This window comes from uncultured Rhodospira sp., assembly GCF_937138205.1.
Taxonomy (GTDB): domain Bacteria; phylum Pseudomonadota; class Alphaproteobacteria; order Rhodospirillales; family Rhodospirillaceae; genus Rhodospira.
Genome location: NZ_CAKZOT010000112.1, coordinates 90408 through 102358, shown reverse-complemented (window position 1 = coordinate 102358; position 11951 = coordinate 90408). Strand labels below are relative to the sequence as shown.

Annotated in this window: 12 protein-coding genes; 8 read left to right on the top strand and 4 right to left on the bottom strand. The window is 66.8% G+C overall.

Annotated elements, in window-relative coordinates:
• Window position 1: 1 nt before the first annotated feature.
• From Q0309_RS16375 to Q0309_RS16340, 8 genes are all read left to right on the top strand, one after another.
• Window positions 2–1468 carry a sigma-54 dependent transcriptional regulator gene (locus Q0309_RS16375; RefSeq protein WP_299443668.1) on the top strand — a complete coding sequence of 489 codons (1467 nt, stop codon included), beginning with the start codon at window positions 2–4 and terminating at the stop codon, window positions 1466–1468.
• 27 nt (window positions 1469–1495) lie between these two features.
• A complete protein-coding gene (trkA, locus tag Q0309_RS16370; RefSeq protein ID WP_299443665.1) occupies window positions 1496–2872 on the top strand; it encodes a Trk system potassium transporter TrkA in 1377 nt (458 codons plus the stop codon).
• A gap of 102 nt (window positions 2873–2974) precedes the next feature.
• Window positions 2975–3853, top strand: a complete 879-nt coding sequence (locus Q0309_RS16365; RefSeq protein ID WP_299443662.1) for a D-amino-acid transaminase — start codon at window positions 2975–2977, stop codon at window positions 3851–3853.
• Window positions 3850–4560, top strand: a complete 711-nt coding sequence (locus Q0309_RS16360; RefSeq protein ID WP_299443659.1) for an HAD family hydrolase — start codon at window positions 3850–3852, stop codon at window positions 4558–4560. Before Q0309_RS16365 ends, Q0309_RS16360 begins: the two co-directional genes overlap by 4 nt.
• A 155-nt stretch (window positions 4561–4715) precedes the next feature.
• Window positions 4716–4970: an RNA chaperone Hfq gene (gene hfq / locus Q0309_RS16355; protein WP_299443656.1), complete on the top strand. Its 255-nt coding sequence runs from the start codon at window positions 4716–4718 to the stop codon at window positions 4968–4970.
• 53 nt (window positions 4971–5023) lie between these two features.
• Entirely contained in the window at window positions 5024–6340 is a 1317-nt protein-coding gene (gene hflX / locus Q0309_RS16350; protein ID WP_299443818.1) for a GTPase HflX, read from the top strand.
• Window positions 6341–6405: 65 nt separating this feature from the next.
• On the top strand, window positions 6406–6675 hold the full coding sequence (locus Q0309_RS16345) for a hypothetical protein (protein ID WP_299443653.1): 270 nt from the start codon (window positions 6406–6408) through the stop codon (window positions 6673–6675).
• Between the two features lie 48 nt (window positions 6676–6723).
• Entirely contained in the window at window positions 6724–7512 is a 789-nt protein-coding gene (locus Q0309_RS16340) for an inositol monophosphatase family protein (protein ID WP_299443651.1), read from the top strand.
• 225 nt (window positions 7513–7737) lie between these two features.
• Here Q0309_RS16340 and phnE (Q0309_RS16335) read toward each other — a convergent pair whose 3' ends face one another.
• The 4 genes from phnE (Q0309_RS16335) to phnC all read right to left on the bottom strand — a co-directional run bounded on the left by phnE (Q0309_RS16335) (window position 7738) and on the right by phnC (window position 11889).
• Window positions 7738–9102, bottom strand: a complete 1365-nt coding sequence (phnE, locus tag Q0309_RS16335) for a phosphonate ABC transporter, permease protein PhnE (RefSeq protein WP_299443649.1) — start codon at window positions 9100–9102, stop codon at window positions 7738–7740.
• Window positions 9099–9968 carry a phosphonate ABC transporter, permease protein PhnE gene (gene phnE / locus Q0309_RS16330; RefSeq protein WP_299443647.1) on the bottom strand — a complete coding sequence of 290 codons (870 nt, stop codon included), beginning with the start codon at window positions 9966–9968 and terminating at the stop codon, window positions 9099–9101. Before phnE (Q0309_RS16330) ends, phnE (Q0309_RS16335) begins: the two co-directional genes overlap by 4 nt.
• A gap of 87 nt (window positions 9969–10055) precedes the next feature.
• Window positions 10056–10982 carry a phosphonate ABC transporter substrate-binding protein gene (gene phnD / locus Q0309_RS16325; RefSeq protein ID WP_299443645.1) on the bottom strand — a complete coding sequence of 309 codons (927 nt, stop codon included), beginning with the start codon at window positions 10980–10982 and terminating at the stop codon, window positions 10056–10058.
• A 73-nt stretch (window positions 10983–11055) separates the two neighbouring features.
• The gene (gene phnC / locus Q0309_RS16320; protein ID WP_299443643.1) at window positions 11056–11889 is read right to left on the bottom strand and encodes a phosphonate ABC transporter ATP-binding protein; all 834 of its coding nucleotides are present in this window, start codon (window positions 11887–11889) and stop codon (window positions 11056–11058) included.
• Window positions 11890–11951: the final 62 nt, after the last annotated feature.

Sequence of the window (11951 nt, the reverse complement as noted above, 5' to 3'; positions counted from 1 at the left end):
CATGGCGCACGATATCCTGATCGTTGATGACGAAAGCGACATCCGCATGGCCGTGGCCGGCGTCCTGGAGGACGAGGGCTACACGTGCCGCGAGGCCGTCGACAGCGACACCGCGTTGGCGGCCATCGCCGAGCGGAAACCGAGCCTTGTGATTCTCGACATCTGGCTGGAAGGCAGCCGGCTGGACGGTCTGGAGCTGCTGGACGAGGTTCTGCGCGACCACCCGCTGATGCCCGTGCTGATGATCAGCGGCCACGGTACGATCGAGACCGCCGTGGCGGCGATCAAGAAGGGCGCCTACGACTTCATCGAGAAGCCGTTCAAGACAGACCGCCTGTTGCTGATGGTCGAACGCGCCATTGAGGCCTTTCGTCTGAAACAGGAAAACGCCGAGCTGCGCATCCGCATCGGCGCCCAGAGCGACTTGGTCGGGGAAAGTGCGGCGATCGCCCAACTGCGCGCCGCCATCGCCAAAGTCGCCCCGACCGGCTCGCGCGTGCTGATCACCGGCCCGGCCGGCACCGGCAAGGAAGTCGCGGCCCGCATGGTCCATGCCCACAGCCGGCGCGCCGACCAGGCATTCGTGGTGGTCAACTGCGCCGCCATGCACCCCGACCGCATGGAAACAGAGCTGTTCGGCACCGAAGCCGGCGCGGACGGCGCCGACGCGCCGCGCAAGGTCGGACAGTTGGAGCAGGCCAACGGCGGCACGCTGCTGCTCGACGAGGTCGCGGACATGCCTCTGGAGACCCAGGGGAAGCTCGTTCGGGTGTTGCAGGAACAGACGTTCGAGCGTGTGGGCGGCAGCCGTCGGATCTCGGTGGACGTGCGGGTCATCGCCACCAGCCACCGTGACCTTCAGGAGGAAATCCGGCGCGGCCGTTTCCGCGAGGATCTGTTCTACCGTCTGGCCGTAGTGCCGTTGAAGGTGCCCGCCCTGATGGATCGGCGGGGGGACATTCCGGTGCTGGCGCGTCATTTCATGGAGACGGCCGCCCGCTCCGCCGGCATTCCACCGCGCCCGCTTGGCGAGGATGCCATGGCGGCCCTGCAGGCCTATGACTGGCCCGGAAATGTGCGCCAGTTGCGGAACATCATCGACTGGTTGTTGATCATGGCGCCTGGCGAGGCGCGGGACGCCATCCGCGCCGACATGTTGCCCAACGAGATCAGCGCCCTCACGCCGGACACGCTGCGCCTGGAAAAGTCGCCCGAAATCATGACCCTGCCCCTGCGAGAGGCGCGGGAGATCTTCGAACGGGACTACCTGCTGGCCCAGGTCACCCGCTTTGGCGGCAACGTCTCGCGCACCGCCGAGTTCGTGGGTATGGAACGGTCGGCCCTGCATCGCAAACTGAAGAGCCTGGGCGTCGCCAGCAGCGGAGCGAACGCCTCCACCGCCAGTTCCGGCGGCGACGGCGCGGCCGAACCCGGCCTGACTCACTCGGCGCGCGGATCGGCCTCCTGACGCTACGGGCACAAAGGTCCCGGACCCATGAAAGTCATTGTCTGCGGCGCCGGCCAGGTCGGCTTCAGCATCGCCCGCTATCTGGCGTCCGAAGGCAACGACGTGACCGTCGTCGACCAGCGGCCAGACCTGATCCGACGGATCTCCGACAGCCTGGATGTGCAGGCCCTGGTGGGCTACGCCTCGTATCCCAGCGTCCTGGAGGCCGCCGGGGCGGCGGACGCCGAGATGCTGATCGCGGTGACCCACGCCGACGAAGTGAACATGATCGCCTGCCAGGTGGCGCACTCGCTGTTCCATGTGCCGACCAAGATCGCCCGCGTGCGGGCCCAGGACTACCTGCAGGACGAGTGGGCCAACCTGTTCAGCCGCGAGAACATGCCCATCGACGTCACCATCTCGCCGGAGATCGAGGTGGCCAAGGCCGTCATCCGCCGCCTGCGGGTGCCGGGGGCGATGGAACTGATTCCGCTGGCCCACAACAAGGTGCGCCTTCTGGGCGTGCGCTGCACCGACGACACGCCGGTCGTGTTCACGCCGTTGCGGCAGCTTTCGGTGCTGTTTCCCGAACTGTCCATCGTCGTCGTCGGCATCGTCCGCCAGGACCGGCCGATGGTCCCGTCTCCGGACGATCAGATGCTGCCGGGCGACGACGTCTATTTCGTCTGCGCGACGGAGCACCAGGCGCGGGCGTTGGCGGCATTCGGGCACGAGGAGCCGGAGGCGCGGCGCATTCTCGTTCTGGGGGGCGGCAATATCGGCCTGTTCCTGGCCCAACGCCTGGAGAGTGATTTCCCGCAGGTGTCGGTGAAGGTGGTCGAGCAGGATCGCGCCCGGGCGGAGTTCGTGGCCAAGACGCTGTCGCGCTCCGTGGTCATCAACGGCGATGTGCTCGACCAGGAGATCCTGGACGAGGCGAACGTCGAACAGACGGAAACCGTGGTGGCGGTTACCAACGACGACGAGAACAATATCCTGGCCTCACTGCTCGCCAAGCGCCACGGCTGCCAGCGGGCCATCACCCTGATCAACAAGTCCGCCTACAACCCCCTGGTCTCGACCCTGGGCGTGGACGTCGTCGTCAACCCGCGCAGCATGACGGTGTCGACCATCCTGCAGCATGTCCGGCGCGGCCGCATTCACAGCGTCCATTCCCTGCACGAGGGGTTCGGCGAGTTGATCGAAGCCGATGCGCTGGAAACCTCGGGGCTCGTCGGCCGACCGCTGCGCGAGGCGCGCCTGCCGGCCGGCGTCATCCTGGGCGCCGTGGTGCGCGGCGATCAGGTCATCAGCCCGCGCGGCTCGACCGTTCTGAAGGCCGGAGACCGTGTGGTGCTGTTCGCTTCCTCCGGGGCGATCAAGAAGGTCGAGAAGATGTTCTCGGTGCGGCTGGAGTTCTTTTAAGCGCCGAACGCAGGGCAGACCTGCCGCCGCGCTGTTTCATTGCCGGCCATTCTGGTCTAGATCCGGACGCACACGCCCGATCGCCGCCCCCCAGGAGGACCCATGTCTCGCGTTGCCTATGTCAACGGCCGATACCTGCCGCACGCCGAGGCGGCGGTTCACGTCGAGGATCGCGGCCTCCAGTTCGCCGATGGCGTCTACGAGGTCATTGCCATCGTCAACGGACGCCCGATCGATCTGGGCGGTCACATGACCCGCCTGGCCCGCTCGCTGCGGGAGTTGCGCATGGCCATGCCGATGCCGGCGCGCCCGCTCAGGATTGTCTTGCGCGAGGTGGTGCGGCGGAACCGTGTCCGGAACGGAATCGTCTATCTGCAAGTCAGTCGGGGCGCCTACAAGCGCGACCATCCCTTTCCGCCGCCGTCTGTTTTGCCCTCTCTGGTAGTCACCGCCCGCTCTGGCGTCGCCCCATCGGCGAGCATGGTGGAGAATGGGGTGGGCGTCGTCACCGTGGCGGACCAGCGGTGGGCAAGGCGCGATATCAAGTCGGTGTCGTTGCTGCCCAACGTGCTGGCCAAGCAGCACGCCAAGGACATGGGGGCCTATGAGGCCTGGCAGGTCGACCGCGACGGCTTCGTGACCGAGGGGACCTCCACCAACGCCTGGATCGTCACCCAGGATGGAACCCTGGTCACCCGCCCCCTGGGCCACGACATCCTGGCCGGCATCACGCGCGACGCGGTCCTGCGGTTGGCGCGGGAGGCCGGCCTAACGGTCGAGGAACGCCCGTTCACGGTGGACGAGGCACGGGCGGCACGGGAAGCGTTCATCTCCAGCACCACGGCGGCCGCGCTGCCCATCGTGCGGATCGACGACGCCGTGATCGCCAACGGCGTGCCGGGCAGCATCACGCGCCAGGTCTGGGACCTGTACGAGGGCTACATGGCCGGCCCCGGCGCCGAGGACTGGATCGACGGATGAGTGACATCGGCGCCAAACCTGGGCGCGCGCCGGCCGGGCTGCCGACGCCGCGCGCCATCCTGTTCGACTGGGACAACACCCTGATCGATTCCTGGCCCGCCATCCATCGGGTGATCAACACCTGCATGGCGCACATGGGCCATCCGCTGTGGACGTTCGAGGAGACCAGGCGCCGTGTGGGCCGTTCCATGCGGGATACGTTCCCGGAGATGTTCGGAGAGCGGTGGACCGAAGCGCGGGACGTGTTCCTGAATGCCTTCAAGACCGTGCATCTCGAGATGCTGACCGTGCTGGACGGCGCCGAGCCCATGCTGCGCGGATTGGCGGCGCGGAACGTGCCGATGGGTCTGGTGAGCAACAAGACCGGCGCGCTGTTGCGCCGCGAGGTGGAGGCGCTCGGCTGGGGATCCTTGTTCTTCGCCCAGGTGGGGGCAGGGGATGCTGCCCGCGACAAACCGGCGCTGGAGGCGATCGAGCTGGCGCTGCGGACCGCGCCGATCGAACTGCGCCCCGGACCGGAAATCTGGCTGGTCGGCGATTCGCCCACCGACATGGCGTGTGCCTATGCGTGCGGTCTGACGCCGGTGCTTCTCCGACCCTGGGCGCCGGAGGCGGACGAATTCGGCCCGTATCCCCCCCTTGTGCATCTTTCTCGCGGCGACCAACTTTTGGACATGCTCGACGACACCCGGACGGCGGCACCGTGACACGCCGCGTTTGAGCCGGGGAAAATGCGAGCGGGGGGCACGGTTCTTTCGAGTGCGGATGGAGAGTCGAAACGACTCGGTGTACAGGGACGTGCATGGCGGAAGAGCTAATAATAACAACCTAAGAGAAAAAACAGAAAAAGAGGAGCCTCGACATGCCCAACGAGAAATCTCAGAATGTTCAGGACGTCTTCCTGAACTATATCCGAAAAAACAAAACGCCGGTGACGGTGTTTCTCGTCAATGGGGTCAAGCTGCAAGGTATTGTCACTTGGTTTGACAATTTTTCCCTGCTTCTCCGGCGGGATGGGCATACCCAACTCGTCTACAAGCACGCCGTCTCGACCATCATGCCCAGCACGCAGATCCAGCTCTTCGAAAACAAACCCGAGGACGGGGCCGAAGCCTGACCGTGGCTAGCAAACCATTCGAGTACGAGGGGCCGCCGGCCCCGACCCGGGCCTTGGTCGTCCATCCCCATCTGCGCGGCGCGGCCGGAGCCGGTCAGACGCGCGATCCCGGCGCCAGATTGGAGGAAGCCGTCGGCCTGGCCGGCGCCATCCACCTGGACGTGGTCGCAGCGGAAGTGGTGCCCATCACCAAGCCGCGTCCGAGCACCCTTTTGGGCGGTGGCGCGGTCGAACGGCTCGGGGAGTTGATCCGGGCCGAGGCGATTGAGGTGGCCATCATCGACAATCACTTGTCGCCCATTCAGCAGCGCAACCTTGAACGTGCGTGGTCGTGCAAGGTGATCGACCGCACCGGGCTGATCCTGGAAATCTTCGGCGAACGGGCGCGCACCCGGGAAGGCCAGTTGCAGGTCGAACTCGCGCACCTGTCCTACCAACGCAGCCGCCTGGTGCGCAGTTGGACCCACCTGGAGCGGCAGCGCGGTGGCCTGGGTTTCATCGGCGGCCCCGGTGAGTCGCAGATCGAAATCGACCGCCGGCTGATCGGCGAACGCATCGTCCACCTGCGCAAGCAGTTGGAGGAGGTGACTCGCACCCGCGAACTGCACCGCGCCGCGCGCCGCCGGGTGCCGTACCCGATTGTCGCCCTGGTGGGCTACACCAACGCCGGCAAGTCGACCCTGTTCAATCGACTGACCCGGGCGGACGTGCTGTCGAAGGACATGCTGTTCGCGACTCTCGATCCCACCATGCGCGGGTTGACGTTGCCGTCCGGCCGGCCGGTGATCCTCTCCGACACCGTCGGCTTTGTGTCCGACCTGCCGCACGAACTGGTCGCGGCCTTCCGGGCGACGCTGGAAGAGGTGATGGAGGCGGACGTCATCGTCCACGTGCGGGATGTGTCGGCCGTCGATTGCGAGGCCCAGAAGGCCGATGTCGAGGCTGTGTTGCGCGAACTGGATGTCGGCGCCGCCGTGGAGGCGGGCCTCATCGAGGCGCACAACAAGATCGACCGGCTGGGCGGCGAGGGGCGGGCGCGGCTGACCGCGTCCCTTCGCGAACGCCACCGGCAGGTTCCGGTCTCGGCGGTGACGGGCGACGGCATGGACGATCTGGTGGCGGCCATCGACCGGACCCTGGCGGCCGGACGTGTCGAGATGGACGTGGACCTGGATGCCGCCGACGGTGCCACGTTCGCGTGGGTCCATCGGCGCGGCGAGGTGTTGGCGCGCAGCGACGACGAGGCGGGGGTTCACCTGCGGGTTCGCCTGGACCCGCCAGACGCCGAGCGGCTGCGACGCCGCCTGGGCCTTGATCCGGCCGAGCCGGCGCCTTCTGACGCGGTGGCGTCGGGGGCCTGGGCGCCCTGAGCGTTGCGTGCGCGTGCGATCTACTAGTAGACTGGGCGCAGCGAAGGCGGCGGGCGAGGGGACCCATGGCCAGCACGGAGTCGCAACGCCGGTGGCGCGGCAAGAACCATCTGGTGAAGCGCCAACTCAACGTGATGGCGCGGGGACTCGTCCACGACTACCTGGATGAGATCGCCGCCGCGACCGATCTGCGCGGCAAGGGCGAGGCGGTCGCTTTCGCCGCGTTCGCGGTCCGCCTGCTGATGCAACAGGCGGCGTACGACCCGGCGGCGGCGCAACGCCTGGCCGACCTGTGCGAGACCTACCGCCGCGACCGGGATCTGTATCAGGGGTGAGGCCGGCCGGCGCTTGTGACCCGTCCCCCCTTGCCGTAAACAGCCCTGATGGTGCTTTCGATTTCCATTGCCGCCGTGGCGGACATCCTGCGCGAGGTCGCGGCGGCCGAGGTCCTGCCCCGCTTCCGCAACCTCTCTGATGCCGACATTCGCGCCAAAACCTCCCCCCAGGACCTGGTGACGCGGGCCGATCTGGAGGCCGAGCGGGTGCTGGGACAGCGGCTGCCGGACCTGTTGCCGGGGTCCGTGATGGTGGGCGAGGAGGGAGTGTTCGCCGATCCCTCCGTTCTCGACCGCATGAGTGGGGACGCGCCGGTCTGGGTGGTCGATCCGGTGGACGGCACCGGCAATTTCGCGCGGGGTGAGCCCACGTTCGCGCTGGTCGTCGCCCTGGTGCACCGGGGGCAGACCGTGGCCGGCTGGATCCTGGACCCTGTGGGCGAGTGCCTGGCCGCGGCCGAGCAGGGTGGCGGCGTCACACTGAACGGCCGTCCCGCCCGCCTGGGGCCAGAGCCGGTTCGCCTTGGCGCGCTGCACGGCTGTGCCTATGGCCGGCGCGGCAAGGCGCTCAAGGGGCGGGTGCGGCGCCTGCACTACCCGGGCAGCGCGGCCCATGCCTATCTGCGTCTGCTGGACGGTCGCTATCACTTCGCCGCCTTTTCCCGGCTGATGCCGTGGGATCACGCGGCCGGGGTGCTGATGCTGTTGGAGGCCGGCGGCGTCGGGCGGCTGATCGACGGCACGCCGTATGCGCCGACCAGGCGCGATGGCGAGTTGCTGCTGGCGTCGACGGGAGAGACGTGGACGGACCTCGCGGCGATCCTGACGCGCGGATGAGCGCGCGGACTCATACCAGCGGACCGAAGCAATGACTCTTCCCCATTCGCCGGGCGCGGTGCCGACGCGGGAGATCCCTCGGCTCGCTTCGCTCGCTCGGGATGACGATTTTCTTTAAAAAACAATTACATACGTCATCCCGAAGCGTCCGTTAGGACGCGAGGGATCTCCCAAGGTCGCGTGCCGATGGTCTGGAAACCGTGTCACGATTTCCGTCGCTTGGTATCACCCCTGGATCAGCCGCCGCCGCAGCCAGCCCGACACCGCATCCATGGCCACGACCAGCAGAATGGTCAGGATGATGATGTACAGCGTGTTCTCCCAGTCGCGCGAGGTGCGCATGGTCTCCACCAGCATCAGGCCGATGCCGCCGGCACCGAGGGCGCCGATCACCGTCGCCGAACGCATGTTGGATTCCAGATAGTACAAACCCTGGGAGACGAAGACCGGCAGGATCTGGGGGATGACGCCGAAGCGGTAGCGCTGCCAGCGGTTGGCGCCGGTCGCCTGGACACCCTCGACCTGGTTCTTGTCGATGTTCTCCAGCGCTTCGGAGAACAGCTTGCCCAGCGTGCCGGTGTCGGTGAAGGCGATGGCCAGGGCGCCGGTCAACGGCCCCAGGCCGAAGGCGCGGATGAAGATCAGCGACCAGATCAGCATGTCGATGCCGCGCAGGAAATCGAACAGCCGGCGCAGGGCAAAGCGGACGACGCCGACCTTGTTGAAGGTGTGGGCGGCGGCGAAGGCCAGCGGCAGGCCGACGAACGCCGCCGTGAACGTGCCCAGCACGGCCATCAGCACGGTTTCGAGCAAGGCAATGGCGACGGCGCGATGCTGCCATTCCTTGTTGTGCCAGAAGGTGTCGAACATCAGCGAGAGGTTCGACTGTTCGGGATCCAGCCTTTCGTCGGAAAACGCCAGGTCGACGAGGTCACCGGGGGACCGGCCATGAAGCTCCGAGTCGAACGGAAAGAAGAAGTGTTCCCACCCGAAAAAGTACCGGTGCACCTCGATCTTGGAGCGCGTCACCTGTACCCGCTTGTCGATGGTCGGCCGGGCGTCGAACTTGACGAGGCTTTCCGTTTGCACGTTGTAGCCCTCGCGGACCCAGTCCGGCTTGTCACCGCTGTAGGCGATGCTCACCCCGTCCTCGCCGGGAGTGACCCGGATGGGCTCGGTCTCCGGCCCGGTCATGGTGACCTGTGTGCCGTCGATGCTGACGGTGTAGCCGTCGCCGAGATCAATGAACACCTGCTCGGCGTTGGCATCGGCTTCGACCCACGGTGGCGGCGTTTCGTAGGTGGCGGTGCGCTCGCCCTCGACGGCCACCTCGAATCCCGGGTTGCGTAGGCCCTTGGTGACGTGAACCTTGTGGACCACCGAGTCGGTGGCCAGCAGAACGGCCCGTTGCGGCTCGGCGGTGGCAATCAGGCGCGGGATGTCGAACGCGAACCAAGCGTAGATGAGATAGGCCAGAACCAGCATCAGGCAGGCGATGGCGGCGCGACTGCCGCGCACGGTATGGCGCACCGCGCCGGCATGGCGGTCCAGCAGCGCGTCCCGGTCGTAGGGCGTCGTGGTCGCGGTCATACCAGCACCTTGCGGGCCAGGAGGTTGCCGGATACCAGGCTACGCCGGACCATGCCGGACACCTGGTCGATGATCATGATGGACAGGAACAGCAGCAGCAGCAGGGCGGCGGTCTCCTCTCCGCTGCCCCAGCCGATGGTGCGCCGCAGTTCGGCACCGAGACCGCCGGCACCAACGAAGCCGAGAATGGCCGAGGCGCGCACGTTGATCTCGAAGCGCATCAGGAAATAGCTCGTGTAATTCGGCAGCACCTGCGGGAGCACGCCGAACCTCAAACGTTGTAGCCACCCAGCGCCCACAGCCTGAAGACCCTCCACCGGGCGGCGGTCGATGTTCTCATTGACCTCGCTGAACAGCTTGCCCAGCGCGCCGACGGTGTGAAAGGCGACGGCGATCATGGCCGGGACCGAACTGGCGCCCAGGACGAAGATCAGGAACAGCGCCAGGATCAACTCGGGGAAGGCGCGCATAATGTCCATCAGGCGGCGCGACACCGGGATCAGCGGTGGCCAGACATCCAGGTTTCGGGTGCTGAGAAAGGCGAAGATGGTGGCGAACAACCCGCCAAGAATGGTCGCGGTGGCGGCGATGTTCAGCGTCTCGATCAAGGCCGGAATGAAGCGCCAGACGATCCCCCAGAACGCCCAGCCGGCGGCCCAGGCTTCCTCGATCACGTCGCCCGGGTAGTCGAAGAACTGGCGCAGCCCATGCATGAATCCGCCGGAATTCATGGACTCGGCCTCGGTGTAGCCGGAGACCATGATGATCGCCACCACCGCGATCGTCAGGAAGGAATACAGCCGTCGCCGCTGTTCCTGGGCCACGATGCTGGCGTGTTGGTCGGAACTGTAGGTGAGGGACGTCATGGCGGTTGAACTTGCCAGTCGGGGCGAAACGGAACCGGGGGGCGGTCCGGGCGGACCGCCCCCCCCCAGGACGGGACAGGCTGGGCTTTAGTTGCCCATCTTGGCCTTGCGGGCCTCGATCACGCTGACATACGCCTCATGCGTGATCGGGTCGATGTCCTTGATCTCGCCGGCCATGAAGCCGTAGGCGCACTCGGCGTCGATATTGACCAGGTCGTCGATGAAGGCGGTGACCTTCTCCTTGACGTCGGCCGGCAGGCCCTGGCGCAGCACGATCGGGCCTTCGGGGATGACGTTCGAGCGCCAGATCTCGACCAGCTCGGTCATGTCGACCAGACCGGCGTCGACGGCCTTGCGGAAGGCGCCGCTGTTGAAGCCGTCTTCCCACTCGCCCAAGCCGTCGGCCCAAGTCACGCCGCCATCGTAGTCGCCGTTGTAGACGCCGACGATGGTCTGTTCGTGACCGCCGGAGAACACCACGTCGCCGAAGTACTCGCCCGGCTCCATGCTGTAGCCCTTCTGCGGGATTTCGATGGACGGGATCAGGTAGCCGGAGGTGGAGTTCGGGTCACCGAAGGCGAAGACCTTGCCTTCCATGTCGTCCAGCGAGGTGATGCCGTTGTCGGCACGGGCGAAGCCGATGGAGTGGTAGCCGTAACTGCCGTCGACGTTGATCTTGACCAGCACCGGCTCGACCGCGTTCGGGTCTTCCAGGTAGGTCTTGGCGTAACCCGAGGCGCCCAGCCAGGCTAGGTCCAGGTTGCCGCCGATCAGGCCCTCGATCACGCCATTGTAGTCGGCCGGGGCGAACAGCTTGGTCTCGACGCCCAGCAGCTCCTCGACCTTGCTGCGCAGGCACTCGTTGGAGCGCAGGCGGTCGGAGGCGTTCTCGCCGCCCAGGATGCCGATGCGGAACTCGTCGATGGACTCGTCCTGAGCCTGGGCGACGGTGGTGGCGGCCGCCAGGATGGCGGCGGAGCAGGCGACGGCCTTGATGGACAGGGACAGATTCACGGGACCCTCCTTGAAGTCTCGGGATGGGGCAAGAAACGGCCCCGTGCGGGAGGCACGGGGCCGAAAGGAACACTCAGGCGCCGGCCGCCGCTTCGGCGGGCCGCAGGTAGGCCACGGCGTCCGACGCTTTGGCGGGGTCGTTCAGCGAGGTCGAGGTCACCCCTTCGTCGAACGAGTCGTCGGCGCCGTAAATCTCGCGCGCGACATCGGTGGTCACGGCATGGGCGGGACCGTCGAACACGATCTCACCGGCCCGCATTCCGATCACGCGGTCGCAATAGGTGCGGGCCGTGTCCAGGGTGTGCAGGTTGCAGATCACGGTCAGGCCGTCGCGCTCGTGAATCTGGCGCAACGAGGTCATGACGATCTGCGCGCTCATCGGATCGAGCGACGCGATCGGCTCGTCGGCCAGGATCATGCGCGGTTCCTGCGACAGGGCGCGGGCGATGGCGACGCGCTGCTGCTGGCCGCCGGACAGGTCCTCGGCGCGTTGCATGGCCTGCTCGGCGATGCCCAGGCGTTCCAGGGCGTGCAGGGCGCGGGCGATGTCCTCGCGGCTGAACATCTTCAGCAGGCTGCGCACGGTGCCGTGGCGGTTCAGACGGCCGAGCATGACGTTGGTCAGCACGTCCAGGCGCGGCACCAAATTGAACTGCTGGAAGATCATGGCGCAGTCGCGCTGCCAGGCGTGGCGATCCTTGCCGCGCAGCGTCAGAATGTCGCGGTCGTCGATCAGGATCTGACCCGAGGTCGCCGGCGTCAGGTGATTGATCATCCGCAGAAGCGTGGATTTGCCGGCCCCGGAGCGGCCGATGATCCCGATCATCTGGGCCCCCGGGACGTCGAACGAGGCCCCCTTGACGGCGACCACGGACCCGAAGGCCTTTCGAAGCTCGATGACCCGCATTCAGTACCTCTCTGTCAGGCGCGGGGGGGCCGGTCCGGAAGGCCGGACATCGCCTCGTGTTT

What these genes read in the sequence shown, in the direction of transcription:
- Q0309_RS16375 (WP_299443668.1), top strand. Translation starts at nt 2, where the DNA reads ATGGCGCACGATATCCTGATCGTTGATGACGAAAGCGACATCCGCATG.
- trkA (WP_299443665.1), top strand. Translation starts at nt 1,496, where the DNA reads ATGAAAGTCATTGTCTGCGGCGCCGGCCAGGTCGGCTTCAGCATCGCC.
- Q0309_RS16365 (WP_299443662.1), top strand. Translation starts at nt 2,975, where the DNA reads ATGTCTCGCGTTGCCTATGTCAACGGCCGATACCTGCCGCACGCCGAG.
- Q0309_RS16360 (WP_299443659.1), top strand. Translation starts at nt 3,850, where the DNA reads ATGAGTGACATCGGCGCCAAACCTGGGCGCGCGCCGGCCGGGCTGCCG.
- hfq (WP_299443656.1), top strand. Translation starts at nt 4,716, where the DNA reads ATGCCCAACGAGAAATCTCAGAATGTTCAGGACGTCTTCCTGAACTAT.
- Q0309_RS16345 (WP_299443653.1), top strand. Translation starts at nt 6,406, where the DNA reads ATGGCCAGCACGGAGTCGCAACGCCGGTGGCGCGGCAAGAACCATCTG.
- Q0309_RS16340 (WP_299443651.1), top strand. Translation starts at nt 6,724, where the DNA reads ATGGTGCTTTCGATTTCCATTGCCGCCGTGGCGGACATCCTGCGCGAG.
- phnE (WP_299443649.1), bottom strand. Translation starts at nt 9,102, where the DNA reads ATGACCGCGACCACGACGCCCTACGACCGGGACGCGCTGCTGGACCGC.
- phnE (WP_299443647.1), bottom strand. Translation starts at nt 9,968, where the DNA reads ATGACGTCCCTCACCTACAGTTCCGACCAACACGCCAGCATCGTGGCC.
- phnC (WP_299443643.1), bottom strand. Translation starts at nt 11,889, where the DNA reads ATGCGGGTCATCGAGCTTCGAAAGGCCTTCGGGTCCGTGGTCGCCGTC.